Origin of the sequence: Streptomyces aculeolatus, assembly GCF_020400605.1 — a bacterium.
GTDB lineage: Bacteria > Actinomycetota > Actinomycetes > Streptomycetales > Streptomycetaceae > Streptomyces > Streptomyces aculeolatus.
The window spans coordinates 377,747-403,164 of the sequence record NZ_JAINRD010000005.1; the positions used below are offsets into that span (position 1 = coordinate 377,747).

The following is a 25,418-nucleotide window of genomic DNA, read 5'->3' on the forward strand; positions in this document are numbered from 1 at the left end:
CCCACGGTAACGGCTGTTGAACTGCGCTCCTACCCTCGCTCCGGCACCTTCAGCTCGACCCAGGTGCACTTGCCGCGCGGCAGCAGGTCCACGCCCCAGCGGTCCGCGACCTGGTCGATCAGGAACAGCCCGCGCCCGCTGGTGTCCATGTCGCGTACGGGCATCAGGCACGGCAGCGCGCGCGAGGGGTCGCGCACCTCGATCCGGATCCGGCCGCGCCGCCGCGACATGCGCAGCCCGAACGTGCGCGCCCCGGTGTGCCGTACGGCGTTGCCGACCAGCTCGGAGACCAGCAGGACGGCGTGCTCCGCGAACCGCGGCGACATCCCCCAGTGGCCCACGACGACCGCCTCGGCGAGCCGGCGGGCACTCCCGGCGGACTCGGGCCGCGAGGGCAGCCGCACCTCGCCGACGGCCGGGTTGCCCCACACCTCGATGGGGCCGGCCTCCCGTTCACCCTCGTCTCCCTGGGCGGTGGGGAAGCGCCGGTAGGCGGGCGACGGCAGCGGCCGCAGCAGGGACCTGCGCGGCCGCCGTACGGCGAGGGGCTCCGGATGCGCCGGCTGTTCCCGGTGGAGTTGCTGGATGTCCTCAAGGCCCGCCATGGCCTCATGATGGCGCGGGCGGACGGCTTTGGGAGCATTTCCGCGCCAACAAGTCCCACGGAAGCCTACATTCCGTGAGCGCGCAGAGGCATATGCCAGAGCCATGAAGGGCCGACCGAACCCCTCTGAGCTGCACAAATTCCCTGGCGAACGGCGTCGGCGCGACCCCAAAACGCCCGAATCACCGAAGTCTTGCAACCGGCGCCCACTACCCCCGGGCGGGGGTAGTGGTCACGGAGCGTCGCCGCCGACGGGGCCCGCCGGGCGGGCTCAGCGGAACTCCGCCTTCCCCGGGCCCTTCTCCACGAAGCTGCGCATCCCGGTCTCCCGGTCCTCGGTGGCGAACAGCCCCGCGAACCAGCTCCGCTCCAGCGCGAGCCCCGTCTCCAGGTCCGCCTCGAGGCCGTGGTCGACCGACTCCTTCGCCGCCCGCAGCGCCATCGCGGGCCCCTTGGCCAGCCGGGCGGCCCAGGCGTGCGCCTGCTCGTAGACCTCCGCGTCGGGCACCACGCGGTCGACGAGCCCGATCGTCAACGCTTCGGCGGCCTTGACCATCCGGCCCGTGAAGATCAGGTCCTTGGCCCGGGAGGGCCCGACCAGCCGGGCGAGCCGCTGCGTGCCGCCCGCCCCCGGGATCAGCCCGAGCAGGATCTCCGGCTGCCCCAGCTTCGCCCCCTCGCCGGCGATCCGGATGTCGGCGCAGAGCGCCAGCTCGCAGCCGCCGCCCAGGGCGTACCCGTTGACCGCGGCGACGACGGGCTTCGGCACCCTCGCCAGCGCGGTGAAGGACTCCTGCAGCCCGCGGCCACGCTCGACCATGGCCGCGTGGTCCATCGCCTGCATCTCCTTGATGTCGGCGCCGGCCGCGAAGACCTTCTCGCCGCCCCACACCACCAGGGCGCGTACGTCGTCGCGGCCGGCCGCCTCGGCGGCGAGTTCGCGGATCCGGTCCTGGACGGCGATGTCCAGGGCGTTCATGGGCGGGCGGTCCAGGCGCAGCGTACCGACGCCCTCGGCGACCTCCAGGTATGCAGTCATGGCACCACACGTTAGCGCTCATTAACGCCGCGGGGCCCGGTGCGGTTGCTCACACACCGGGCCCCGCGGGGCGCACGTCCGGACCGGCCGGACGGCTGCCGCCGTCTTCGGTTACTGCTCCGCCGTCCACTCCTCCCAGGACATGTTCCAGCCGTTGAGGCCGTTGTCCGGGGCGATGACCTCGTCCTTGGCGTTCTTGACCTCGACCACGTCGCCGATCAGGGAGTTGCGGAAGAACCAGGAGCCGGGCGTCGACTTGTCGCCGCCGCCGCGGGCGTCGTACAGGCCGATGCAGCCGTGGCTGGCGTTGGCCGAGCCGAACGTGGCCTGCCCGGACCAGTAGTTGCCGTGGATGAACGTGCCGGAGGTGGACAGGCGCTGCGCGTGCGGTACGTCCTTGATGTCGTACTCGCCGCCGAAGCCGACCGTGTCGCCGTCCATCCTGGTGACCTCCAGCTGCTCGGTGATCACCATCTTGCCGTTCCAGGTCGGCGTGGACGGCGCGCCCGTGGTCACCGGGATGGTCTTGACGACCTCGCCGTTGCGCTCGACCTTCATCTTCTTGCTGTCCGCGTCGACGGTGCTGACCTGGCGCCGGCCGATCTCGAAGCCGACGTCCTTGTGCTGCTCGCCGTAGACGCCGTCCGCGCCCTCGACGCCGTCGAGGCGCAGGCTGAGCGTCACTTCGGTGCCGGGCTCCCAGTACTGCTCGGGGCGGAAGTCCAGCCGCTGGTTGCCGAACCAGTGGCCCTCGATCTCCACGTCGGGCTCGGCGGTGACCTCGATGGCCTCCTCGACCTCGGCCATGTTCGCGATCGGCTGGTTGAAGTTGAGCGACACCGGCATGCCGACGCCGACGGTGCTGCCGTCCTCGGGCGTGAAGTGGCCGATAAAGGTGTTCTCCGGCACGACGGTGGTGAACGTGGTGTCCTTGGCGGCCTCGAGCCCGTCGGAGTCCTGGGCGACGGCGTGCACCTTGTACTTGGTCTGCGTACGCAGGTGGCCGGCCGGCTTCCACGCGGCCCCGCCCTCGGAGATCTCGCCCTCGACCTCGGCACCCTTCTCGTCCGTCACCTTCACGGAGACGAGCTTGCCCTTGGCCGCGGTCACCTTCAGCTCGCCGTCGGTGCCGACCGCGTCGGCGCCGTCCTTCGGCGAGATCTCGACGACCGCCTGCGAGACCTTCTGCTCGTCACCGCCCGAGCCGCCCGAACCCCCCGAGCCGCCCTTGTCCCCGTCGCCGCCCCCGCCGCCGGACCCCCCGCACGCCGCCACCAGGACGAGCACGGCGCCGCTCAGCAGCGCCGCCAGGCTGTGCCGGGTACGTCCCCTTCGTATCCGCTCCACCTTCAACGCCGCAATCTCCCCTCGGCCACACCGAGCCAGACTTCCCCCGCGCATGGTCACACCGCGCCTTTGCGTTCAAGGTATCCCCAGCCACACGGAAACTGACTCCGCGCGATTGTCACCGTTCGGTCCCAACTGGTACGGGCTCCGCAGGCGCTTGCGGCGCGTAAATCCAGTGGCGTCGCGCGGGCCGCCGGGTGACACTGCAACCCGATGACCTCCTCTTCCGCGCCCTCGTCCCCCTGCCCACCGACCCCGGCGCGGCGCTCGCCCCCGCCGGGCGCCCCCGGCACCCCGCACGGCGGCCCGCCGGTGCTGCCGGAGCCGCCCCGCCGCCCTTTGCGCAGCCGCGAGTTCGGCCTCTTCTTCGTCGCCCGCGGCATCGCGAGGCTCGGCGACATGATGGCGCCCGTCGCGCTCGCCGCCGGGCTGATCATGCACGGGTACGGCGCCGGTGCAGTCGGTCTGGCGATGGCGTCGATGACGGCGTGCTTCGCCGGGTTCGTCATCTTCGGCGGGGTGTTCGCGGACCGGTTCAACCCCCGCGCCGTGATGATCGGCGCGGACCTCGCCCGGGTCGGCACGCAGCTCGCGATGGCGGGGCTCTTCCTCTCCGGGCACGTCGTGCTCTGGCAGGTGTGCGTGCTCGGCGCGCTGAACGGCACCGCCGCGGCGATGTTCCAGCCGGGCGTCGCCGGGGTGATCCCGCGGATCGCGGACGACGTGCAGGGCGCCAACGCCTCGATCCGCACCGCCGAGTCGGCGATGACGCTCGCGGGACCCGCGGCGGCGGGCGCGCTGGTCGGCCTCACCTCGGCGGGCGGCGTGTACGTCGCGCACGCCGGGACGTACGCCGTGAGCGCGCTGTGCCTGGCGCTGCTGCGGCTGCCGCCGCGCCCGGCGGACGACGCGCCGCCCGAGCGGGTCGCGGAGGGCGGGCGCGGGCGGGCGTTCCGGGCCGATCTGGCGGAGGGCTGGCGCGAGTTCTCCTCCCGCACCTGGATGTGGGCGGTCATCGCGATCTGGATGGTCTTCATGATCGGCTCCTGGGGCCCGACGGTGCCCCTGGTCGCGGCGCGGGTGGTGGAGGACTACGGGGCCGGGGCGTACGGCGCCGTGAACTCCGCCATGGGCGCGGGGATGGTCGTCGGTGGCCTGGTCGCGCTGCGGCTGCGCCCGGTCCGCCCGCTGCGCGCCGGGGCGGTCGCGGCGCTCGGCTTCGGCGCCCAGCCGGCGGCGGTGGGGCTGCAGTTGCCGGTGCCGGCGATCGCCGGGGGGATGGCGGTGGCCGGGGCGGCGCTGGCGTTCTGGGGCGTGATGTGGGCGACGAGCGTCCAGACGCAGGTGCCGCCCGCGGCGCTGAGCCGCGTGAACGCGTACGAGATCGCCGGCTCGGTCGCCATGCTGCCCGTCGGCAACGCGCTCGCCGGGCCGGCGTCGGCGGCGTTCGGCGCGCACGAGGTGCTGGTGTTCAACGGCGTGCTGGCGGTGCTGACGGCGCTCGCGCTGCTGTCCGTACCGGCGATACGCAATCTGCGCAGGGCGGACGGCATCCGCGGGGAACGGCTCAAAGGGGACGCGCCGCGGACGGATGCACGTATGACCGGCAGGTCAGGAGACGGGAAAACCGGGTGAGGGGCAAGCCTGCCCTTACGTAGGCTCGGTGACGATGCCTGCCGCCGCCGTACACACCGAAGAGCCCGATCCCGCCGACTCCCCGCCCGCCGCCGGTACCGGCCCCGACCTCGGAGGACCGCCGCCGGGCGGCGAGGAGGACCGCTCGGCGGTCCGCTCGCTGCTGCGGCTGTGGCCATATGTCCGCCCGGTGCGGGTGCGGCTGTTCTCGGCGGCCGGCGTGGCGATCGTCGCGTCGTGCATCGGTCTGGTGATCCCGCTGGTGCTCAAGTGGCTCGTGGACGGCCCGGTGGCCGACCGCGACCCGGCGGGCGTCTGGCTCGGCGGGCTGCTGATCCTCGCGCTCGGCGTCGCGGAGGCGGCGCTGTTCGGCTTCCGCCGCTGGCTGGTGGCGCGCCCCCTGGCCGGGGTGGAGGCGGCGATGCGGTCGAGCCTGTACCGGCATCTCCAGCGGCTGCCGGTGTCCTTCCACGACCGCTGGGCCTCCGGCCAGCTGCTCTCCCGCGGCACGACGGACCTCCAGCTGATCCGGATGTTCCTGGCCTTCCCGCTGACGTTCCTCGTCGTCAACGGCACCACCATCGCCGTCGGCTGCGCGGTCCTGCTGGCCCAGGAGTGGACGCTCGGGCTGGTGCTGCTGGCGCCGGTGATCCCGCTGGTGGCGCTCTGCTCGGCCTTCGAGCGGCGCTTCTTCGGGGCCGCGCGCCGGGCGCAGGACCAGGTCGGCGACCTGACGACGGTGGTCGAGGAGGCGGTGCTCGGCATCCGCATCGTCAAGGGCTTCGGCCGGCACCGCAGCCAGGCGCAGGCGTTCCGCCGGCTGACGCACGAACTGCGCGGCACCGAGCTGCACAAGGCGCGGCTGCTGGCCGGCATCTGGGCGCTGATAATGACGCTGCCGGAGCTGGCGATCGGCGCGGCGCTGGTGCTGGGTACGGTGCAGGTCGCGGACGGCGACCTGTCGGCGGGGACGCTGGTGGCGTTCCTGTCCACGGCGATGGCGCTGCGCTGGCCGGTGGAGTCGATCGGGTTCCTGCTGGCGATGTGCAACGAGGCGGCGACCGCGGCGGACCGCTACTTCGAGGTGATGGACGAGCCGCCGGCCGACGCGGCGGACCGCAGGACCGCCGGCGCCGCCGATACGGCCGGGACCGCCGACGCCGCCAAGGCCGCCAAGGCCGCCGAGACCCCCGGGACTCCAAGGACCGCCGCGCCCGGGCCGCCCGCCGCCGTCCCGGCCCAGCGCGGCGGGTCCGCGCCGGGACCGGACCCGTCGCCACCGGCCGCCGACGGCATCCGCTTCACCGGCGTCGTCTTCCGCCACCCCGACACCGGGCCGGACGCCGAGCCCGTACTCACCGGCGTCGACCTGCACGTGCGCTCCGGCGAGACCCTCGCCCTCGTCGGCGCCACCGGCAGCGGCAAGACGACGCTCACCGCGCTCGTCCCGCGGCTGTACGAACCGACCGCCGGCCGCATCAGCCTCGACGGCCGCGACATCACCGACCTGCCCCGCGACGAGCTGCGCGAGCTGGTCGCCGTGGCGTTCGAGGAGCCGACCCTCTTCTCCGCCACCGCCGGCGAGAACGTGCTCATGGGCTCGTACGAGGCCGAAGAGCACGACCTGCTGCGGGCGTTGGACATCGCGCAGGCCGACTTCGTGCACCAGCTGCCCGACGGCCACCGCACCGAGGTCGGCGAGCAGGGGCTCAGCCTCTCCGGCGGCCAGCGTCAGCGCCTCGCGCTGGCCCGGGCGATCGTGGGCCGGCCGCGCTTCCTCGTGCTCGACGACCCGCTGTCGGCGCTCGATGTGCACACCGAGGCGCTGGTCGAGGCCGCGCTGCGGCGCGTGCTGGCGACGACCACGGCGCTGGTGGTCGCGCACCGCCCGTCGACCGTGCTGCTCGCGGACCGGGTGGCGCTGCTGTCCGGCGGCCGGGTCGCGGCGGTGGGCACGCACGACGAACTGCTGCACGGCAGTGCGGAGTACCGCGCGCTGATGGCGGGCGTGACGGAGGAGCGGACGCAGGACGCGGCCGGGGCCGCGCACGGCGAGGAGGGGGAGCAGCGATGACGGCGACGGTCACCGAGAGACCCGGCGGCGAGGAGCCGGACGACGACCGCCCGCGCCCGCGGACCGACCCGTTCGACCAGGACCTGCTGCCCGCGCCCGAAGGCGCGTCCCGCTCGCTGCTGGGCTCCCTGCTCCGCCCGCACCGCCGCCGGGTCGCCGCCGCGACCGCGCTGATCCTGCTGCAGCAGGCCGCGGTGCAGGCGGGTCCGCTGCTCGTCGCGTACGCCATCGACCACGCGGTGCCCGCGCTGCGGCGCGACGACCACGGCCCGCTGATCGCCGTCGGCATCGCGTACGCGATCTGCGCGCTGGCCTCCGGGCTGCTCCAGTACACCTTCGTGCGCGCCGCCGCGCGCATCAACCAGGACGTGCTGCTCGACCTGCGCGGCCGCATCTTCCGCCACGCGCAGGTCCTCGACGTCGACTTCCACGACCGCTACACCTCCGGCCGGCTCATCTCCCGCTCCACCAGCGACGTGGAGTCGCTGCGCGAGCTGCTGAGCGAGGGGCTGCAGGAGCTGATCGTCGTCGTGCTCCAGGTCGTGTACATCGCGGCGCTGCTGCTCTGGCTGGACCTCGGGCTGGGCGGGGCGGCGCTGCTGTCGTTCGTGCCGCTGTACGCGCTGATCCGCAACTTCCAGCGGCGTTCGATCAAGATCTACACGAAGCGGTCGACGGCGATCGCCCAGGTGATCGTGAAGTTCGTCGAGACGATGAACGGCATCCGGCCCGTGCAGGCGTTCCGCCGGGAGCGCGCGAACGACGGGGACTTCGACCGGCTCAACGGGCACCACGAGCGGGTCAACGGCGACTCCATCCTGGAGATGGCCCGCTACGTGGTCTGCTCCCGGCTGACGGCGAACTTCTTCGTGGCGGCGATCGTGCTGTGGGGTGCGTACCGGGTGGCGGAGGACGACCTCGCGCTGGGCGTGCTGGCCGCGGCGGTGCTGTACCTGCGACGGCTGTACGACCCGATCGACCGGCTCGGGATGTTCCTCAACTCCTACCAGTCGGCGGCGGCGTCGCTGCAGAAGATCGCCGGGCTGCTGGCGCAGCGGCCGGGCGTCGCGGAACCGGCGGACCCGCGGCCGCTGCCGGCTCCCGCGCAGGCGCTGCCGGGCCGCGAGGTGCGCTTCGAGGGGGTCGGCTTCTCGTACCGTACGGGCGGCGAGGTGCTGCCCCGCTTCGACCTGACCGTGCCGGCCGGGCAGACGGTCGCGGTCGTCGGCTCGACGGGCGCGGGGAAGTCGACCCTCGCCAAGCTGCTCGCGCGGTTCTACGACCCGAGCGCGGGGCGGGTGCTGCTGGACGGGGTGGACCTGCGGGAGATCGCGAACGCGGAGCTGCGGCGCGCGGTGGTGATGGTCACCCAGGAGGCTTTCCTCTTCTCGGGCACGGTGGCGGAGAACATCGCGATCGGCCGCCCGGACGCGTCCCGCGAGGAGATCGAGGCGGCGGCGAAGGCGCTGGGCGCCCACGCGTTCATCACCGCGCTCCCGGACGGCTACGACACCGACGTGCGCAAGCGCGGCGGCCGCATCTCGGCGGGCCAGCGCCAGTTGGTCGCGTTCGCCCGCGCGCTGCTGGCGGACCCGGCGGTGGTGATCCTCGACGAGGCGACCTCCTCGCTGGACATCCCGGGGGAACAGGCGGTCCAGGAGGCGATGCACACGGTGCTGCGCGGGCGCACCGCGGTCGTCATCGCCCACCGCCTGTCGACGGTGGAGATCGCGGACCGGGTCCTGGTGATGTCCCAGGGCCGCGTCGTGGAGGACGGCCCCCCGGCCACCCTGATCGCCGACCGCGGCCGCTTCGCGGCGCTGCACCAGGCGTGGCAGGACAGCACGATCTGACCCGGGGCCTGCCCTTTGGAGCTTCGCCGGGCTCGCGGCGGGACCCGAACGGCAGACCCCAAGGCCGGGCCGCGGGGCGGTGCGCGGCAGCCGCTACCCGGCGCGCAGCCAGGCGTCGAGAGCGGCGAAGTCCGCGTCGGTGAGGCCCCGGCCGGGATCGACGCGGTGCAGCAGCGCGCGTGCCGGGTGGTGCGCGGCGACCCAGGCGCGGTCGGCTGCGGTGATCTCGTCGTCGACCCACGCGAACGGCCGCCCGGCCGCCCAGTCGACCAGCAGCGGGGTCTTCCAGTGCAACCCGCCGGGGCCGTCCGCCCCGTCCGGCTCCGGGATGTCGACCACCGGCAGCTCCGGCAGGCCGAGGAGCGGGGCGACGGCCTCGTTGGCGTCGGCCTGCCAGGTCGTGGCCCACACCAGGTCGCACGGCAGCGCCGCGAGCCGGGGCCCGTCGGCCGGTTCGACCCGGGCCAGCAGCGGGTTCCCGGTGCCGGGCGCCGGCCGCGCCGCGCGGCCGGGGCGGCGGCCGGTCCAGGTGGGGCCGAACGGGATGAGGGGGCCGTCGACGTCGAGGAAGAGCAGCGGGCGTAAGGAGTCGGTCACAGCCGCACGTTAGGGCAAGGCCGCCCGGTGGTCACCTCATGTGGTCGGCGGTTGCATGGGCTCCCCACTCCGGCCGCTTTCGACCGCTACCGACCGATTCGGTGCCGAGTTCGGACATCGACAAGACCCAGGGCACTCAGCGTGTCCGCTCTAGCACGTTAAGTGACCGGAATGCTATCCTTCGTTTCGGCTTTCACACCATGAAAGTTGACGATTTCCTCTCCGGTAACCGCAGCTCAGCGCACGCGTCACTGGACTGGACCATAAAGGGTGGCGGTCCCCCCTTCTCAGGCAGGCCTTCCTGTGCGTCACTTTTGTCGTGTACGCATCAGATTATCGGTCTGTCCGTACACGCAGCACCAGCACCGCCTCTCCCCACCCCCACAGAGCACACGAGTGCCAGGAGGCCGCGATGCACTTGAACACATCACTCACCCACCGCCTCTTCTCCCGCCGGGCCGGCCGCACCCGCGCCGGCGCCGCCGTCGTACTCGGCGCATCCCTCGCCCTGGTCGCGGGGCTCACCGCGCCGTCGGCCGCATCCTCGCCGGCGGCGGGCAGCGACGCAAAGAAGAAGAACCCCGTACCGCTGGGCCACGCCTACATGGGCATGGGAGTCGACGCCGAGCAGTCGTCCCCCGACATCAGCCCGATGGACCACACCAGCGGCGTGCAGGGGATCGACATCTCGCACTGGCAGGGCAGCATCAACTGGTCGTCGGTGCGCAGCGCCGGCATCCAGTTCGCCTGGATGAAGGCGACGGAGGGCACGAGCTACAAGGACCCGTCGTTCAACACCAACTACCCGGCCGCGTACCGCGCCGGGGTCATCCGCGGCGCGTACCACTTCGCCCGGCCGAACTCCTCCAGCGGCGCGACCCAGGCCAACTTCTTCGCCTCCAACGGCGGCGCCTGGTCCCGCGACAACCTGACGCTGCCCGGCGTGCTGGACATCGAGTCCAACCCGTCCGGCGCGACGTGCTACGGGCTCTCCCAGACCGCGATGCGCAACTGGATCCTCGACTTCTACAACACGTACAAGTCGAGGACCAGCCGTGACGTCGTCATCTACACCAGCCCGAGCTGGTGGAACACCTGCACCGGCAACTGGAGCGGCATGTCGTCGCGCAGCCCGCTGTGGGTCGCGCACTGGACCTCCGCGCACAGCCCGTCGCTCCCGAACGGCTTCCCCTTCTACACGGTGTGGCAGTACACCAGCACCGGCCGGGTGAGCGGCATCTCCGGCAACGTCGACCGCGACAAGTTCAACGGCAGCCGCGACCGGCTGCTGGCGCTGGCGAACAACACCCCGTAGTACGGGGACCGCATGCGACGAAGGGGCCGGCCGGGCGACGGCCGGCCCCTTCCGCACGGGCCCCGCGCCGAGGGGTCACAAAAGATGAAAGTTGCTCTACTCTTCCGCCATGTCGTGGACGCGTAAGCTCCGAACGGCCCTCCTCCCGCTCCTCGCGCTGGGCGCGCTGCTGCTCACCGCCGCCCCAGCCGCCGCGCACGAGGAGCGCCCCGTCGAGTTCCCCGACGGCACCGGCAGCGTGCCGACGTACCGCGACGAGGAGCCCGACCTGCTGGTCTGCAAGCCCGGCCGGGCGGACTTCGAGGCGCGCGTCGCCGACTTCCCCGCCGCGCTGCGCGAGCGCAACCTCCGGCTGTACGAGCGCTGCCGCGACCGCGGCTACGAGCACCTGCAGGAGGCCGTCGACGCCGTCGACGCACCCGGCATGACCATCGCCGTGCTGCCCGGCGTCTACCTGGAGGAACCCAGCCGGCCCAAGCCCACGGGCGCGTGCGCGCGGCTGAAGGCGCCGCGGTCCGACTTCGGCTACCAGATCCTGTCGTACGCGCAGCAGGAGCGCTGCCCGCACAACCAGAACCTCGTCGCGATCATGGGCAAGCGGGACCTGCAGATCGAGGGCACCGGCGCCGACCGCGGCGACGTCGTCATCGACGGCCAGTACCGCAAGCTCAACGTGATCCGCGCGGACGCCGCCGACGGCGTCTACTTCCGCAACTTCACCGCCCAGCGCTCCACCTTCAACTCGCTGTACGTGCTGGCCGCGGACGGCTTCGTCATCGACGACGTGCTCACCCGGTGGAACGACGAGTACGGCTTCCTGACCTTCGCCTCCGACCACGGCCTGTACCGCGACTGCGAGTCGTACGGCAACGGCGACTCCGGCATCTACCCGGGCAGCGCCTCCGACATCAACGACGGCCGCGGCTACGACGTCGACCGCTACGCCATCGAGATCACCGGCTGCCGCAGCCACCACAACATGGTCGGCTACTCCGGCACCGCGGGCGACTCCGTCTGGGTGCACGACAACGAGTTCGACCACAACATGGGCGGCGCCTCGATGGACAGCGCCTTCCCCGGGCACCCCGGACTGCCGCAGAACCACGCGAAGTTCGAGCGGAACCTCATCCACGACAACAACCAGAACTACTACCCGTACGTCGCCGACGGCACCTGCGCCAAGGAGCCCGCGGAACGCGGCTACGAGCAGGGCGTGGTCTGCCCGCAGATATCCATGCCGCCCGGGACCGGCATCATCACCGCGGGCGGCAACTGGAACGTCTACCAGGACAACTGGATCTACGGGCACCAGCGCGCGGGGGTCTACCTCAACGCCGTCCCCGCGTTCATCCGCGGCGAGGGCGCGCTCGGCAAGCAGCTCGACACCTCGCACCACAACCGCTACGCCGGCAACCACCTCGGCGTCGACCGGGCGGGCAACGAGCGGCCCAACAAGACGGACGTGTGGTGGGACGGGCAGGGCGAGGGCAACTGCTGGCAGCAGGACGCGGGGGCGAGCAACCCGCGCACGCTGCCGGAGTGCGGCTCGCGGCCGGGCGACGTCTCCGGCGGCTCGGACCGGATCGTCGGCGAGCCGGTGAAGCTGGCGCAGCTGCTGGTGTGCGCGGAGTACGACGTGCAGGCGCGGAAGCTGCCCGCGGGGTGCGACTGGTACGGGGCGCGGGGCATCGAGCGGATCGAGGTGCAGATCGCGCTGGCCGTGGCGGTGGTGCTGGGGCTGGTCGGCGGGGTGCTGTGGTGGCGGCTGCTGCGGCGCGACGCGGTGGCCGCGGGCGCGGCCGTGGCGGGGGCGGCGGGGCTGGTGCTCGACGTGGTCGGGTCCGCGAGTTCGTACGCGCACACGTGGGTGCCGGTCGTCGCACTGGTGCTGACGGGCGCGTGGTGGACGGCGACCGGACTGCGGCTGCGGGCCCGACCGGCGCCGGGGCGGCCGGGGTTCACGTGGGTCACGGTGGCGATGGGCGTGCTGACCCTGCTGGACGCCTTCGACAAGTCGGTGCTGCTGATCCCGTGGATTCCGCTGAGCCCGGCGTGGCTGCGGACCCTGCTGGGGCTGGTGTGGGTGATCTGGGCGGTGATCGCGGTGGCCAGGCGCGCGCCCGCGGCGGACCCGGTGGCGGGCTCGGCGGCGGGTCCGGCGGAGGAGACGGAGACGGAGCACGCAACGGAGCCCGGACCGGATACGGAGACGCACCCGGTGCCGGACCCGAAGCCAGGTCCGAAGCCAGGTCCGAAGACGCCCCCGGAGCCGGGCCGCCCCGGCGCCGGTCCCGGGCCCCGGCCGGGGCCCGGGGGTCCCGCCCCGGAGGCCGGCCTCGCATGAGCCGCCGCTCCCTCTCTCCCGCCACCCGTCCGGCCGCCGTCGCGCTCCTGCTGGCCGGCGTCCTCGTCGCCGCCGGCTGCTCCCGCGGCGACACCCACCACGAACCCGGCACCGGCCACGAGGTCGCCACCGGTTCCGTCCCGCCCGCCACCGACGTGCCCGACCGCGGCGCCAACGGCTCGGACGCCGGCACCACCGTCGAGATCGCCGTACGGGACGGCAGGGTCACCCCCGCGCCCGGACGCGTCGAGGTGGGGCTCGGCGGGCGCGTGGTACTCCTCGTCACCAGCGACACCGCCGACGAACTCCACGTCCACGGCTACGACGAGTCCGCGCACCTGCCCGCGGGCGAGCCCGTCGAGCTGGCGTTCACCGCGGACCGCGCCGGGGTGTTCGACGTCGAGACGCACGGCTCGGGGCTCGTCGTCACCCAGCTCATGGTGCGCTGATGCCCCTCGCCCACGGCGTCGGCGGCACCCAGGACCTGCCGATACCCGCCTTCTACGCCTACGCCGGCGGCTTCGCCGCCCTGCTCGTCTCCTTCCTCGCCCTCGGCCTGCTGTGGCCCGAACCCCGCTACGCCGGCGCCACCGCCGGCCGCCCCCTGCCCCGCGCCGTGCAGCGCCTCGCCGCCTCGCCCGCCCTGCGCCGCAGCGCCGCGGCCGCGGGACTCGCCGCCGCCGCGTTCGTCGCCGGCCATCTGCTCCTCGGCCCCGACGACCCCGCCCGCAACCCCGCGCCCGGCGCGGTCTACGTGCTCCTGTGGGTCGGCCTCGTCCCCGCCTCCCTCCTCCTCGGCCCCGTATGGCGCCTGCTCAACCCGCTCCGTACGCTCCACGCCCTCGCCTGCCGCGCCCTGGGCCGCGACCCTTCCGCCGGCCGGCCGCTGCCCCCGTGGCTCGGCCACCGGCCCGCCGCCGCCGGGCTGCTGGCGTTCACCTGGCTGGAGCTGGCCGCGCCGGAACCGGCCGCCACCACCGCCCTGTCGGCCTTCCTCGCCGCCCACGCCGCCGTCCAGCTCACCGGCGCGGCGCTCCACGGCGAGCGCTGGTTCGCGCAGTGCGACCCCTTCGAGGCGTACAGCGCGCTGCTCGCGCGGCTGTCCCCCGTCGGCCGCCGCCCCGCCGACGGCGTGCTCGTCCTGCGCTCCCCCCTCGCCGGCCTCGACGCCACCCCCGCCCTCCCGGGGCTGACCGCCGTCCTGTGCGTACTCCTCGGCTCGACCGCCTACGACGGCTTCTCCGCCGCCCCCTCCTGGATCGACACCCTGCAGACCTCGTCCCTCGGCCGCACCGCCACCGCCACGCTCGGCCTGCTCGCCGCCGTCGCCCTCGTCGCCGCCCTGTACGCCGCCTGCGCGGCGGCCGTCCGCCTGGTCTCCGGGCGCCTCGCCCACCCGCTGTCCGCCTTCGCCCACTCCCTCCTGCCGATCGCGCTCGGCTACCTCGTCGCCCACTACTTCACGCTCTTCGTCACCGAGGGCCCGCGTACCGTCACGATCGCATCCGGCACCGACAACCCGCCCCCGGCCGACCCGCTCCTGTCCCCCGGCGGCCTCGCCGCGCTCCAGGTCCTCGCCGTCGTCACCGGCCACGTCCTCGGCGTCGTCGCCGCCCACGACCGCGCCGTCCGGCTCTTCCCGGCCGCCCGCGCGGTCGCCGGCCAACTGCCGCTGCTCGCGCTGATGGTCTGCTACACGGTCGGCGGCCTGACCCTCCTGCTGGCCGCGTAGCGCGGGCGGTGCGGCACCATGGACGACGTGAGCTCCCCCTCCCTCCGCCGCACCCCCGTCCAGCAGCGCAGCGCCGAGCGGCTGGCCCGGATCCTCGACGCGTGCGCCGAACTCCTCGACGAGACCGGCTACGAGGAGCTGACGACCAGCGCCGTCGCCGACCGCGCCGGCGTCCCCATCGGCTCCGTGTACCGCTTCTTCCCCAACAAGCGCGCGCTCGCCGACGCCCTCGCCGCCCGCAACCTCGACGACTTCACCGGCCGCGTCACCCGCCGGCTGGCCGCCGAGCCCGCGCAGGCCGGCTGGCGGCGCATCCTGGACTCGATGCTGGCGGAGTACGTCGCGATGATGCGTACGGTGCCGGGCTTCGCGCAGGTCGACTTCGAGGCCAACGACCCGGTCGCCGCCCGGCTCTGCGACATCCTCGCGGAGCGGCTGTCCCTGCCGGTGACGGCCTCGCTCCAGCGCTCCTGCCTGGTGGCGGTGGAGGCGGCCGACGCGCTGCTCCAACTGGCCTTCCGCGCCGACCCGGAGGGCGACGCGGCCCTCCTGGCGGAGACCCGCACGCTGCTGCACGCGTACCTGTCGCGCTCACTGGATCCGCCGTCGGCCCCCGGGTGAACCCCGGGCGGGGGCTCAGCCGGCCAGGGCCGCCGTCACGTCCTCCCGGCGCCGGGGTGCGTCGTGGCTCTCCACGTACCACTCGAACTCGCCGCTCACCAGCCCGCGCGCCAGCGCCAGGTCCGGTTCCGGCTCCACCCCCGCCGCCCGCAGGTGGTACGGCGGCGGGTAGTAGCAGTCGCCCACGAACAGGACGCCCTCCGACGGCACCGCCACCACGGTCGAGTCCGCCGCGTGGCCGCCGCCGACGTGCCGCAGCTCCGCCGTCACTCCCCCGAGCCGGATCAGGTGCCGGTCGGTGAACGTCTCGTCGGGCGGCACGATGCGCAGGGCGTCCCAGCCGTCCTCCGCCATCGCGCGCAGGCGTGCCGTGTAGCTCGGGACGAGCCGCGGGTCGCGCGCCATCCCGGCCCGTACGTACGCCTGCGACCACGGCTTCGCCGCCTCCGCGCGCAGCGCCTTCGCCGTCAGCTCGTGCGCGGTCACCGGCACGCCCCACTCCTGCGCGCCCCAGACGTGGTCCCAGTGGTGGTGGGTGTGGACGAGGCGCCGCGCCCGCGGCAGGCCCGCACCGCCGAGGGCGTTGCGGATCCGGCGGGCCAGCGCCGGGCTGTGGCCCGCGTCGACGAGCAGGCAGCCGTCGTCCCCGGCGATCACCCCGACGCCCGCCTGCACCCGGTCCGGGTCGGGGTGGTGCGGCCACACCCACACCCGCTCCGTGACCCGCACCAGACCCGGCACCGCCTCGGCCATCTCCGCGCCTCCCTCTCCCCCGGTCAACAGGTCCCGGCCCCGGACTATATGCCGGGTCCCCGCGCCGCGGCCCCGGACTACGGGGACTCGGCCGCCGCCTGCAGCGCCCCGGCCAACGCCGCGTACGCCGCGGCCACCGGCAGCCGCGGCTCGGCGCCGCGCCGGGCCCCGCCGCCGTCACCGGCATCGCCGGGACCCGCGTCCGCGGCGGGCGCCGCCGGCACCAGCGCGTCGAGGTCTCCCACCACCCGCACCCCCGACTCCCTGATGCCCGCCACCATCTCCGCGCCGACCTCCGCCGCCGCCCGCCGCGCCCACGCCGGGGTGGCGATCCGCTCCGCGTCCCCCGCCGGCACGTGCGCGCCGCGCAGCCGGCGCACCAGTTCCTCGCGTACCAGCTTGCGTTCCGCCGCCGGGCGTTCGGCCCTGGACAGCTCCCTGTTCACCAGCCGCAGCACCTCCACCTCCCCGGCGGTCAGCGACCGGTTGGCGAACCCGTCCTGCTCGGGCCGGAGCACCCCGTCCGGCAGCCCCAGCAGCCCCTCGAAGGCGCGCAGGTGCGCCAGCGGATCGGCCTGGTCGACGACGACCACCGTGAGGTTGTCCGCGCCGGCCGCAGCCGCCCAGCGCGCCACCAGTTCGTCGTGCCGGTGCCGCCGCCAGAACGACGGCGTCGGCTTGCGGTACGGCGGTCTGCGCAGCATGCCGTCGAGCCACTTGTCGTACGCGTGGTGGTGGCCGGACTTGATGTACTCCTGCCACTGCGACGGCAGGATCTTGACCAGCGGCCGCAGTGTGACGACGACGTGCACCCGGTCCCCGCCGAGTCCGTCGACCACCGCCTTCGCCGCGCCCGCGTCCGCGTTGGCGAACCGCTCGCTGCTGACGACGACGCGGCGCCGCCGCCCCGCTGCGGCGACCTCCGCGCACAGCTTCTCCCAGTGCGCCATGCTCGGCGCCTCCAGGCTGTGCACGGGCGTCCCGCCGGCGATGGCCGCGGCGGCGTGCGCCGGCTGCCGCGCGGCGCCCGCGTACCGTACGCCGTGGGCCGCCAGCGTGCGCCGGCCGTGGTGGAACGCCCCCTGGAGCGTCGTGGTCCCGGTCTTGTGCGGCCCGATGTGCACCAGCCGGGTACCCGGCGGGAGCGCGCCCTGCCGCCGCGCCATCAGCCCTGCCCGCCCCGGCCCTTGAAGATCCCGCCGAGCCGGCCCAGCGGCCGCTTGTCCATGGCGGCGACGCGCCGCTCCAGCCCGGCGAGCTGCTTCTCCAGCTTCCCGACCTGCTCGGTCAGCTCCTCGTTGCGCTCCTTCAGCTCGCCGATGCGGCGCGCCGCGGCGTCCTGCCGCTTGCGGACGTTCTCGGCCCGCTCGTGCAGCCACGCGACGCGGTAGCGGTTGGCGCCGTCGTCGGAGCCGTCCCACACCCGCATCGAGGGCGGCAGGTCGAGGGCGGCCATGCGCTCCTCGAAGGCGGCGCCGCGGTCGCCGTGGGTGTAGGTGTCCTGAAGGCCGTTGCGGTCGAGGAACTGCGCGAAGCGCTCCCAGCGCTCCTGGTGGCCGTTCTGCAGCCCGGCGAAGTCGGCCTTCTCGTACAGCTCCGCCGGGTCCATGTCGGCGGGCTGGTCGGCCAGCATCTCGTACGGGATGCCGAAGTAGCGGCAGAGTTCGAGGGTGCGCGAGTCGTGGCAGAGCACGACGGCGGGGGTGCCGGCGAGCAGCGCGGTGATGTTGCCGTGGATGCGGGTGCCGAACGCGAAGTCGTGCTCGCGCAGTTCCGCCATCCAGCGGTACGGGTCGGTGGGCAGCCGCATCTTGTCGTCGCGCAGCAGGCCGTGCGCGGTCTGGTTCGGCAGCTCCGCCGGCTGGCCCTTCTCGGCGGTGGTGTCGCCCCAGAGCAGCAGTTCGGCGTCGGTGAGGTTCTGGGCGTAGTACGTGAGGTCCGCGAAGCGCTCGTACGTGCGCTGCGCGATCTCCGCGATCGGCCCGACCTTCGGTGCGCCCGGGGAGATGTTGATCGCGATCCGGGAGGCGTCGGTGATGCCGCCCTCGGGCAGGCGGATCTCGGGGAAGGTGTCGCCGTGGAGGAACATCGACGGGCAGCCGATGATGTCGACGTCCTTGCCCTTGTAGCCGAGTTCCTTCAGGTAGTCGGCGGTCAGCTCGCCGCGTACGCCCACGGAGGCGGACCGCTTGAGCACGGCCTTCATGAACCGCTTGACCGCCGGCTCGATGGCCTTCAGCCGCTCGGTGTCGTAGTCCGTGCCCGCCTGGGCGCCGACGCCGATGACGACGACGGGGATCTTCAACTGCTCGATGAGCTTGCTGAGCCGGTTGAGCGAGGGCTCGAACGAGGGGCGGAAGGCGTTGGCGAGCGGCACGACGAAGGCGTCGTACTCCTCGTTTATCCGTGCCGCCCGCTCCTTGGAGGAGTCCGTCCTGAGGCCGTTGGAGGTGACTTCGGTGGCGCCGGGAACCTGGAGCAGTTTGTGCGTGGCGTCGCTGAACACCAGGTTCCCGGCGTTGGTGCCGATGAGGTCCTGCTGGATGACCTCGGTCCGCGTCGGGAGGTGGAACGGGCTTTTGCCCGAGCGGACAAGGAGGTGCTTCATGGTGGGGGTCGTTCCGTTCCTGTGGGGGCTGCTGCGGTGGTGGTGCGGGCGTGCGTCAGAGCGCGGGACGGCCGATGGCGCGGAAGGTCCAGCCCGCGGCGCGCCAGGGCGCCGGGTCCAGGGTGTTGCGGCCGTCGATGAGGTGCGCGGTGGCTGCGGCGCGGGCGAGCCGGCGCGGATCGAGGTTGCGGAACTCGCTCCATTCCGTGAGGTGCAGGACGACGTCCGCGCCGGTGACCGCGTCCTCGGCGGAGGCGGCGTAGCGCAGCGTCGGGAACTCCCGGCGGGCGTTCTCCATGCCCTTGGGGTCGTAGACGGTGACCTGGCCGCCCTGGAGGTGGATCTGCCCGGCGACGTTGAGCGCGGGGGAGTCGCGCACGTCGTCGGAGTCGGGCTTGAAGGTCGCGCCGAGCACGGCGATGCGGCGCCCGAGGAAGGTCTCCCCGCAGGCTTCGCGGGCCAGTTCCACCATGTGGGCGCGGCGGCGCATGTTGATCGAGTCGACCTCGCGGAGGAACGTCAGCGCCTGGTCCACACCGAGTTCGCCGGCGCGGGCCATGAACGCGCGGATGTCCTTGGGCAGGCAGCCGCCGCCGAAGCCGATGCCGGCGCGCAGGAACTTCTTCCCGATCCGGTCGTCGTAGCCGATGGCCTCGGCGAGCTTCACGACGTCGCCGCCGGCCGCCTCGCATATCTCCGCCATGGCGTTGATGAACGAGATCTTCGTGGCCAGGAAGGCGTTGGCGGAGGTCTTCACCAACTCGGCGGTCGGGTAGTCGGCGACGACGAACGGCGTGCCGTCGCCGAGGGGACCCGCGTACACCTCCCGCAGCTGTTCCTCCGCACGGTCGCTCGCCACGCCGACGACGACGCGGTCGGGGCGCAGGGTGTCCTCGACGGCGAAGCCCTCGCGCAGGAACTCCGGGTTCCACGCCAGCTCCGCCTGCTCGCCGGCCGGCGCCAGCTCGGCCAGCCGGCGCGCGAGCCGGTCCGCGGAGCCCACCGGCACCGTCGACTTGCCGACGACCAGGCAGGGGCGGTCCAGCCGCGGCGCGAGGGTGTCGATCGCGGCGTCGACGTAGCTCATGTCGCAGCCGTACTCGCCGTGCTTCTGCGGCGTGTTCACGCACACGAAGTGCACGTCGCCGAAGGCGGCCACCTCGTCCCAGTCCGTGGTGAACCGCAGCCTGCCCGACGAGCCCTCGACCCCGGCGACGTGCTTGCGCAGGAGCTCTTCGAGGCCGGGCTCGTACATCGGCACCCTGCCCGCCGACAGCAGCTCGACCTTCTCCTTGACGACGTCCAGGCCGAGCACCTCGAAGCCCAGCTCCGCCATCGCGGCGGCGTGCGTGGCACCGAGGTAGCCGGTGCCGATCACAGTGATTCTCAACGACATCCGTGCAGGTCCTTCTGGTTATCGGCGGATTCGGCGGAGGCCGCGCCTGGCGGCGCTCCGCAGCGGGTTGGTGGCGCCGCCCCGGCCTCCGGCGGAGGCGTCGGCGGGCGCCGTCTTCGGCGCGTCGGAGGCGGCCGTCCCGGTGGCGGTGGACGTGCCGGGCCCGGAGGAGTTCGGCCCGGTGGCGTCCTTCGCCGCCGCGGCGGCCTTCGTATCGCGCTTGGCCGCCTCGACGGCGGCCTTGGTGTCCATCGACGACTGCGCGAGCAGCGCCCCGATGACGGCCTGCGCCGCCGCGGCGGCCGGGATCGTCGCCTCGGCCGGAGGTGCGGCCCGCGCGCTCGGCCGCTTCGACAGCGACGCCAGGTCGCCGACGACGTTGACGCCGAGCGCGGTGATGGCGGCGGTCATCTCCTCGGCCAGCTCCGTGGCCTCGGCCACCGCCCACTCGGGGGTGGTGACGCGGGCCTCGTCGCGGCTCGGCTGGTACTTGTCGCGCATCCGGCGCAGCGCCCCGGCGCGTACGACCTTGCCGTGCCGCTCCACCGACCAGCCGCGGCGGTGCGACTCCTCGTTGAGCAGCCGGACGAGTTCGGCCTCGCCGTGGGTCATCGACCGGTTGTCGCGCTCGTCGTAAACGAGGAACCCGGCGGGCAGCCCGGCGAACTCCTCGAAGACGCGCAGCTGCATCTGCTGGTCCGACTCGTCCTGCACCAGGACGGTCACGTGCTCCGGGCCCGCGGCCGCCGCCCAGCGGGCGATCAGCTCGTCGTGCCGGTGCCGACGCCAGAAGCTGGGCGTCGGCTCGATACAGGGCTCGCGGTGGAACATGGCGTCCAGCCAGTCCTCGTACGACGAGCGCAGCCCGTTGCGCACGTACTGCTGCCACTGGGACGGCAGGATCTTCAGCAGCGGCCGCAGCGTGACGACCACGTGCACCCGCCCGCCGCCGCCGAGGTCGGCGACGACCTCGCGGGCGGCGTCGTCCCCGGCGTTGGAGAAGTACTCGCTGCTGATGACCGTGCGCCGGTCGCCGGCCTGCTCGCACTGCTGCACCAGCTTCCGCCAGCGCTCCATGCCGGGGCGGTCGCGCTGGAGGAACACGTCGAGCTCTTCGCGTACGGGCGTGCCCGCGGGCCCCGGGAACTCCACCCCGATCTTGGCGAGCGTCGCCGAGACGGGCTGCCGGTGGCTGCCGGCGTAGACCACGTCGTACGCGGGCAGCCGGTCGCGGGCGCTGTGGAACGCGCCCTGGAGGGCCGTGGTGCCGGTCTTGTGCGGGCCGATGTGGAGGAGGCGCCCCCCGCGCGGCACCGTGGGCACCAGCGCCGGGGGTGTCGGCTGCGTCGGCATCAGGAGTCCTTCTCTCCGCGGACGCTCTTCGGCAACTGGCTGTCCAGCCAGTCCGTGAGCGTCTGCATGTACGTCTCGGTGATGTGCTCACCGGCTCGGTACACGATCACGTTGCCGATGACGGCCGGGCAGGTCCCGTCCGGGCACAGCTCGGGCGCGAGGTCGATGACGGGGACCCCGGCCCGCTTCGCCGCCTCCGTGGTGACCTGCTCGTATTCCAGCCCCTCGCGCAGCGGGAACGCGCAGTCGGTGAGTTGGTCGGTGGCTCCCGACACGCACGAGGGTATGTCCTGCGGCGGTACGGGATGTCGGCGAACGCTGTGACGTCCGCCCCGTTCTCCTTCAGCTCGCGCAGCGTCGCGGACATCCCGTCGCGCAGTGCGGCGGTGTTGTCGTCGCCGTCGAGCTTGTCGCCGCCGCGCATGGCCGCCTGGTCGTCGCGGTTGCCGACGAGCACGAGGTCGGCCTTCTCGTCGGCGATGCGCTCGACGGCGGAGGCGCGCCAGTCGTCGCACTCGGTGTAGTCGCGCTCGTACTGCCGGTTGTAGATGGTGACCTTGGCCGGCGTGCAGGCGGACTTGGTGAGGATCACCAGCCGCCAGCCGCGCTCCTCCGCGATGCCGATCAGCGCCGGGGAGAACTGCGCGGCGTGCGAGTCGCCAAAGAGCGCCACGGTGGTGTCCGACTTCTTGTCGCCGTAGACGCAGCCCTCGGCCTCGGTGTCGCGCTGTCCGGCGTGGCAGCCGTTGCCGTACACCGCGCCCTCGTCGGCGTCGGCGTCCTCGGGCAGCGGGCTGAGCACGGAGGCGGACTCCTGGACCTTCGTGGAGTCCTGCAGCGCGGCGGCGCCGACGGCCTGCGAGGGGTCGGCGAGCTTCATGGTCGGCACGGTGGCCCAGGTCAGCCAGCCCAGCAGGGCGCCGGCCGCGGTGCAGGCCAGGCCGAGGACGAGGCCGCGGCCCACCGGCGCCAGCGCGCGCGAGACCCGTACCGGGTTCTCCACCAGCTTGTGGGTGAGCGCGGCGGGCACCCAGCTCGCCGCGACGACGACCGCGAGCTGGGCGGTGCTGATGCCGGGCCACTTGACGGTCGCGAAGGCGACGGCCGGCCAGTGCCAGAGGTACCAGGAGTACGAGATCCGTCCCACGTACCGCATCGGCGCGGTGCCCAGCAGCTTCGCGCCCGCCGTGTCCTGCGCCGCGGCGCCGGCCGCGATGATCGCGGCGGCGCCCAGCACCGGCAGCGCGGCGGCGGAGCCGGGGAAGGGCGTCTCGTCGGAGAAGCCGAGGGCGGCCACCGCGATGGCCGCGATCCCGCCGAGGGCCAGCGCGCCCGCGAGCCGGCCCGGCAGCCGCCGCCAGGCGTCCGCGGGCACCAGGGCGATGAGGCCGCCGACGGCCAGCTCCCAGCCGCGGGTGAAGGTGGAGAAGTACGCGGCGCCGGCCTCCTGCTGCGTGAGGTGGACCGAGTACGCGAACGAGGCGACGGCGATCGCGCCGAGCGCGAGGGCCAGCCGCGGGCGCACCGCCTTGCCGCCGCGGCGCGTGCACCACCAGCCGATGGCGATGATCAGCAGCGGCCAGACCAGGTAGAACTGCTCCTCCACCGCCAGCGACCAGAAGTGCTGTACGGGGCTGGCCTCGGCGCCCAGCGCGGAGTAGTCGACGGCGAGCGACGCCTGCTGCCAGTTGACGACGTACAGCGCGGCGGCGGCCAGGTCCTTGGCGACCGTCTTGCGCTCCACCGGCGACATCAGCAGCCACGCCAGCAGCGCGACCGCCGCCAGCACGACGGCGGTCGACGGCAGCAGCCGGCGGGCGCGGCGCGCGTAGAACCCGGTCAGGGAGATCCGCCCGCTGCGCTCCAGTTCGCGCACCAGCAGCCCGGTGATCAGGAAGCCGGAGATGACGAAGAAGACGTCCACGCCGACGTAGCCGCCGGAGATGAGCGGCACGCCGGCGTGGTACAGCAGCACCACGCCCACGGCGACGGCCCGCAGGCCCTCGACGTCGGGGCGGAACCCCTTGCCGTGGCCGGACGCGGGCGGCGCGTCCGGCTGGGACCGGCGCTCGGTCGGATCGTGCGCTTCGAGCGCCGGGGCCTGCTGGCCGTGCATCAACCCTCCGGGTAACGGTACTGGTGGTGGCAGGTGCGCCTGGTGAGCCTGGTGCGCCTGGACGTCACTTGCGCGCGGCGAGCCGGGACCTGGCGGAGCGCAGCACCGTGCCGATGCTCCGGCCGGCCGGCGCCGCGGCCCCGCCCTCGGCGGGCTCGGCGGGGCGCACGGGGGCGGTCCAGGCGAGGCTGCCGGCGCGCACGGTGACCTTCGGGGTGAAGGCGTCGCGCCGCTTGCGCGCCTCGCGCGGCAGCCGCAGCCGGGCCCGGTAGGTCCGGGTGGCGCCGGTGGTCTTGCCCGGCTGGGCGACGGCGGAGGCGACGACGCCCGCGGGGCCCTCGACGTCGAGCCGCACCGCGTCCGCGGGCAGCCCCGAGACGGTGGCGCGCACGTCCACGACCAACTCGTCGCGGCGCGTCGCGGGCTGGGCGGCGGCCTCGAACCGCTTGGCCGCCTGGTGCTTGATCTCGCCGAGTTCCAGCGTGAGGTGGCCGGTGGAGCGGATCGCGTAGAGGGTGACGACCTGGCCGGAGCCGGCGTGCTTGGGCGCCGCGTGCATCGCCGGCTGCTTGACCAGGCTCAGGTTGTTCTCGTCGCCGAACCGGGTGACGTTGGACTCGCCGCAGATCAGGGAGAGGTCCCAGAGCGCCTCGGCCAGCGGCTCGCCGCTGCCGGCGGTCGCCGGGTCGACGTCCAGCCGGAAGTCCTGGAAGCCGTCCTCGTCCCGCTTCTCGTCCACGGCCAGCGGCAGCCGGTGCTGGACGATGCCGCCGCGCTGCTTGAGCAGCATCTCCGGCGGGGCGCTCCAGCCGTCGGGGCCGGGCGCCTTGACCTTGCCCGCGAGGTGGACGACGCCGGTGGCGGGGTCGAGTTCGGCCTTGCCGACGCGGAACGGGACGGGCAGTTCGTCCGTGACGTCGTAGAACTCGTCCGGGATGTTCCTGGCCGGGTCGCGGAAGAAGGGGTAGGTGGCGTAGACCCGCCCGTTCTCCGTCAGGTGGTCCACGGCGCGGTCGCCGAGCTTGTGGTGGTACTTCGACGCCGTGAGCAGGTCGTCGAGGTCGCCGCGGCGCACCAGCTCCATCAGCAGCCGCTCCACGACCGACAGCCTGGCCGCCATGCCCTCGCTGTACCACTCGTCGAACAGCCGGCGCATGTCCTCGAACGCCTCGCGCTGGTCCGAGGCGTGCTTCTCGCGGCGCAGCTGCCGGATGGTGTGCGGCAGGTCGATGGTGTAGTGCCGGGCCAGCAGGTGGTGACGCCGCGGGCCTTCGGGCACGTACTCGCCGACCAGCTCGAACATCGCGCGCAGGAAGCGGATGCGCGGCGCGGTGCCCTTGGTGACCGAGGTGTTGTTGCCGCCGTCGTCGCGCTTGACCCAGTACACGCAGTCGTAGTCGGCGATCACGCTGATGCCGTCGGCGTTCAGGTACGCGGCGCTGGTGAACGGCTGGTCCTGGCCGACCTTCAGCTCGGGGCGGAAGCGCAGCTTGTGATGCTCGACCAGCTCGCGCCGGAAGAGCTTCATCGGGTTCAGCGTCCAGTACACGCGGGAGCTGAACACGTCGGTGCGGGCCAGGTTCTGGTGGTACATGGAGGTCGGGGCGCCGCGGCCGTTGACGCCGACCATCTTTCCGACGACGACGTCGGTGCCGTGGGTGTCGGCGGTGTGGACCATCCGCTCCAGCGTCTCGCGGCCGATGTAGTCGTCGGCGTCGAGGAAGAACACGTAGCGGCCGGTGGCCCGCTCCAGACCCACGTTGCGCGGGCCGGCCGGGCCGCCGGAGTTCTCCTGGTGGATGACGGTCAGACCCGGGTTCTCGGCGGCGAGCCGGTCGAGCTCGGCGCCGGTGCCGTCGGTGGATCCGTCGTTGATGACGAGGATCTGGAGCCGGTCGGTGCCGATGGTCTGCTCCAGCACCGAGGTGACGCTGCGGGTGATGTAGGGCATCGAGTTGTACGCGCCCGTGATCACCGTGACGTCGGGTATGGGGCCGGCCACGGCCGTGGCCGCAGGGGTGGTCATCGTGC

Annotated in this window: 19 protein-coding genes; 8 read left to right on the forward strand and 11 right to left on the reverse strand. The window is 73.5% G+C overall.

Translation table 11 applies throughout. The features are described from left to right. Window positions 1-29: 29 nt before the first annotated feature. The 3 genes from LG396_RS12610 to LG396_RS12620 all read right to left on the reverse strand — a co-directional run bounded on the left by LG396_RS12610 (window position 30) and on the right by LG396_RS12620 (window position 2,996). Window positions 30-605: an ATP-binding protein gene (locus LG396_RS12610; protein ID WP_037743138.1), complete on the reverse strand. Its 576-nt coding sequence runs from the start codon at window positions 603-605 to the stop codon at window positions 30-32. 270 nt (window positions 606-875) lie between these two features. Then, complete coding sequence (locus tag LG396_RS12615; protein ID WP_100298746.1) at window positions 876-1,643, reverse strand: enoyl-CoA hydratase/isomerase family protein; 768 nt, start codon at window positions 1,641-1,643, stop codon at window positions 876-878. Between the two features lie 111 nt (window positions 1,644-1,754). After that, window positions 1,755-2,996 (reverse strand): L,D-transpeptidase, encoded by a 1,242-nt coding sequence (locus LG396_RS12620; RefSeq protein WP_225794824.1) that lies wholly within the window; start codon window positions 2,994-2,996, stop codon window positions 1,755-1,757. Window positions 2,997-3,329: 333 nt separating this feature from the next. Between LG396_RS12620 and LG396_RS12625 the strand changes: the two genes are divergently transcribed. Genes LG396_RS12625 through LG396_RS12635 form a run of 3 tightly spaced genes read left to right on the forward strand, consistent with a single transcriptional unit; the run spans window position 3,330 to window position 8,552 of the window. Continuing rightward, window positions 3,330-4,625, forward strand: a complete 1,296-nt coding sequence (locus LG396_RS12625) for an MFS transporter (RefSeq protein ID WP_037743129.1) — start codon at window positions 3,330-3,332, stop codon at window positions 4,623-4,625. 34 nt (window positions 4,626-4,659) lie between these two features. Further along, a complete protein-coding gene (locus tag LG396_RS12630; RefSeq protein WP_225794826.1) occupies window positions 4,660-6,699 on the forward strand; it encodes an ABC transporter ATP-binding protein in 2,040 nt (679 codons plus the stop codon). After that, window positions 6,696-8,552, forward strand: a complete 1,857-nt coding sequence (locus LG396_RS12635) for an ABC transporter ATP-binding protein (RefSeq protein WP_145899718.1) — start codon at window positions 6,696-6,698, stop codon at window positions 8,550-8,552. The genes LG396_RS12630 and LG396_RS12635 overlap by 4 nt, the downstream gene beginning before the upstream one ends. A gap of 93 nt (window positions 8,553-8,645) precedes the next feature. On the opposite strand, the gene LG396_RS12640 is transcribed toward LG396_RS12635, so the two are convergent. After that, window positions 8,646-9,149: an HAD domain-containing protein gene (locus tag LG396_RS12640; protein ID WP_225794827.1), complete on the reverse strand. Its 504-nt coding sequence runs from the start codon at window positions 9,147-9,149 to the stop codon at window positions 8,646-8,648. Window positions 9,150-9,561: 412 nt separating this feature from the next. Here LG396_RS12640 and LG396_RS12645 point away from each other — a divergent pair, with 412 nt between their 5' ends. The 5 genes from LG396_RS12645 to LG396_RS12665 all read left to right on the forward strand — a co-directional run bounded on the left by LG396_RS12645 (window position 9,562) and on the right by LG396_RS12665 (window position 15,161). Continuing rightward, window positions 9,562-10,464, forward strand: coding sequence for a lysozyme (locus LG396_RS12645; protein WP_100298751.1), 903 nt, complete (start codon window positions 9,562-9,564; stop codon window positions 10,462-10,464). Window positions 10,465-10,573: 109 nt separating this feature from the next. Continuing rightward, window positions 10,574-12,808, forward strand: a complete 2,235-nt coding sequence (locus LG396_RS12650) for a right-handed parallel beta-helix repeat-containing protein (protein ID WP_225794828.1) — start codon at window positions 10,574-10,576, stop codon at window positions 12,806-12,808. Next, window positions 12,805-13,257: a cupredoxin domain-containing protein gene (locus LG396_RS12655; protein ID WP_225794829.1), complete on the forward strand. Its 453-nt coding sequence runs from the start codon at window positions 12,805-12,807 to the stop codon at window positions 13,255-13,257. The genes LG396_RS12650 and LG396_RS12655 overlap by 4 nt, the downstream gene beginning before the upstream one ends. Next, complete coding sequence (locus LG396_RS12660) at window positions 13,257-14,540, forward strand: hypothetical protein (protein ID WP_225794830.1); 1,284 nt, start codon at window positions 13,257-13,259, stop codon at window positions 14,538-14,540. The genes LG396_RS12655 and LG396_RS12660 overlap by 1 nt, the downstream gene beginning before the upstream one ends. Before the next feature lie 18 nt (window positions 14,541-14,558). After that, window positions 14,559-15,161, forward strand: coding sequence for a TetR/AcrR family transcriptional regulator (locus tag LG396_RS12665; RefSeq protein WP_037743109.1), 603 nt, complete (start codon window positions 14,559-14,561; stop codon window positions 15,159-15,161). A 15-nt stretch (window positions 15,162-15,176) separates the two neighbouring features. Here the strand turns inward: LG396_RS12665 and LG396_RS12670 are convergent, their stop codons facing one another. The 7 genes from LG396_RS12670 to LG396_RS12700 form a co-directional block, all read right to left on the reverse strand. Further along, the gene (locus tag LG396_RS12670) at window positions 15,177-15,914 is read right to left on the reverse strand and encodes an MBL fold metallo-hydrolase (RefSeq protein WP_225794831.1); all 738 of its coding nucleotides are present in this window, start codon (window positions 15,912-15,914) and stop codon (window positions 15,177-15,179) included. A 77-nt stretch (window positions 15,915-15,991) separates the two neighbouring features. Next, window positions 15,992-17,080, reverse strand: coding sequence for a hypothetical protein (locus tag LG396_RS12675; protein ID WP_225794832.1), 1,089 nt, complete (start codon window positions 17,078-17,080; stop codon window positions 15,992-15,994). Next, the gene (locus LG396_RS12680) at window positions 17,080-18,522 is read right to left on the reverse strand and encodes a polysaccharide pyruvyl transferase family protein (protein WP_225794833.1); all 1,443 of its coding nucleotides are present in this window, start codon (window positions 18,520-18,522) and stop codon (window positions 17,080-17,082) included. Before LG396_RS12680 ends, LG396_RS12675 begins: the two co-directional genes overlap by 1 nt. A 55-nt stretch (window positions 18,523-18,577) precedes the next feature. Continuing rightward, the gene (locus tag LG396_RS12685) at window positions 18,578-19,918 is read right to left on the reverse strand and encodes a UDP-glucose dehydrogenase family protein (RefSeq protein ID WP_225794834.1); all 1,341 of its coding nucleotides are present in this window, start codon (window positions 19,916-19,918) and stop codon (window positions 18,578-18,580) included. A gap of 18 nt (window positions 19,919-19,936) precedes the next feature. Next, entirely contained in the window at window positions 19,937-21,271 is a 1,335-nt protein-coding gene (locus LG396_RS12690; protein ID WP_225794835.1) for a hypothetical protein, read from the reverse strand. Window positions 21,272-21,377: 106 nt separating this feature from the next. Next, window positions 21,378-23,387 (reverse strand): acyltransferase family protein, encoded by a 2,010-nt coding sequence (locus tag LG396_RS12695; RefSeq protein WP_225794836.1) that lies wholly within the window; start codon window positions 23,385-23,387, stop codon window positions 21,378-21,380. A gap of 64 nt (window positions 23,388-23,451) precedes the next feature. Then, on the reverse strand, window positions 23,452-25,413 hold the full coding sequence (locus LG396_RS12700) for a glycosyltransferase family 2 protein (RefSeq protein ID WP_225794837.1): 1,962 nt from the start codon (window positions 25,411-25,413) through the stop codon (window positions 23,452-23,454). Window positions 25,414-25,418 lie beyond the last annotated feature (5 nt).

What these genes read in the sequence shown, in the direction of transcription:
- LG396_RS12610 (WP_037743138.1), bottom strand. Translation starts at nt 605, where the DNA reads ATGGCGGGCCTTGAGGACATCCAGCAACTCCACCGGGAACAGCCGGCG.
- LG396_RS12615 (WP_100298746.1), bottom strand. Translation starts at nt 1,643, where the DNA reads ATGACTGCATACCTGGAGGTCGCCGAGGGCGTCGGTACGCTGCGCCTG.
- LG396_RS12630 (WP_225794826.1), top strand. Translation starts at nt 4,660, where the DNA reads ATGCCTGCCGCCGCCGTACACACCGAAGAGCCCGATCCCGCCGACTCC.
- LG396_RS12635 (WP_145899718.1), top strand. Translation starts at nt 6,696, where the DNA reads ATGACGGCGACGGTCACCGAGAGACCCGGCGGCGAGGAGCCGGACGAC.
- LG396_RS12645 (WP_100298751.1), top strand. Translation starts at nt 9,562, where the DNA reads ATGCACTTGAACACATCACTCACCCACCGCCTCTTCTCCCGCCGGGCC.
- LG396_RS12650 (WP_225794828.1), top strand. Translation starts at nt 10,574, where the DNA reads ATGTCGTGGACGCGTAAGCTCCGAACGGCCCTCCTCCCGCTCCTCGCG.
- LG396_RS12655 (WP_225794829.1), top strand. Translation starts at nt 12,805, where the DNA reads ATGAGCCGCCGCTCCCTCTCTCCCGCCACCCGTCCGGCCGCCGTCGCG.
- LG396_RS12660 (WP_225794830.1), top strand. Translation starts at nt 13,257, where the DNA reads ATGCCCCTCGCCCACGGCGTCGGCGGCACCCAGGACCTGCCGATACCC.
- LG396_RS12665 (WP_037743109.1), top strand. Translation starts at nt 14,559, where the DNA reads ATGGACGACGTGAGCTCCCCCTCCCTCCGCCGCACCCCCGTCCAGCAG.
- LG396_RS12670 (WP_225794831.1), bottom strand. Translation starts at nt 15,914, where the DNA reads ATGGCCGAGGCGGTGCCGGGTCTGGTGCGGGTCACGGAGCGGGTGTGG.
- LG396_RS12675 (WP_225794832.1), bottom strand. Translation starts at nt 17,080, where the DNA reads ATGGCGCGGCGGCAGGGCGCGCTCCCGCCGGGTACCCGGCTGGTGCAC.
- LG396_RS12680 (WP_225794833.1), bottom strand. Translation starts at nt 18,522, where the DNA reads ATGAAGCACCTCCTTGTCCGCTCGGGCAAAAGCCCGTTCCACCTCCCG.
- LG396_RS12685 (WP_225794834.1), bottom strand. Translation starts at nt 19,918, where the DNA reads ATGTCGTTGAGAATCACTGTGATCGGCACCGGCTACCTCGGTGCCACG.
- LG396_RS12690 (WP_225794835.1), bottom strand. Translation starts at nt 21,271, where the DNA reads ATGCCGACGCAGCCGACACCCCCGGCGCTGGTGCCCACGGTGCCGCGC.
- LG396_RS12695 (WP_225794836.1), bottom strand. Translation starts at nt 23,387, where the DNA reads ATGCACGGCCAGCAGGCCCCGGCGCTCGAAGCGCACGATCCGACCGAG.
- LG396_RS12700 (WP_225794837.1), bottom strand. Translation starts at nt 25,413, where the DNA reads ATGACCACCCCTGCGGCCACGGCCGTGGCCGGCCCCATACCCGACGTC.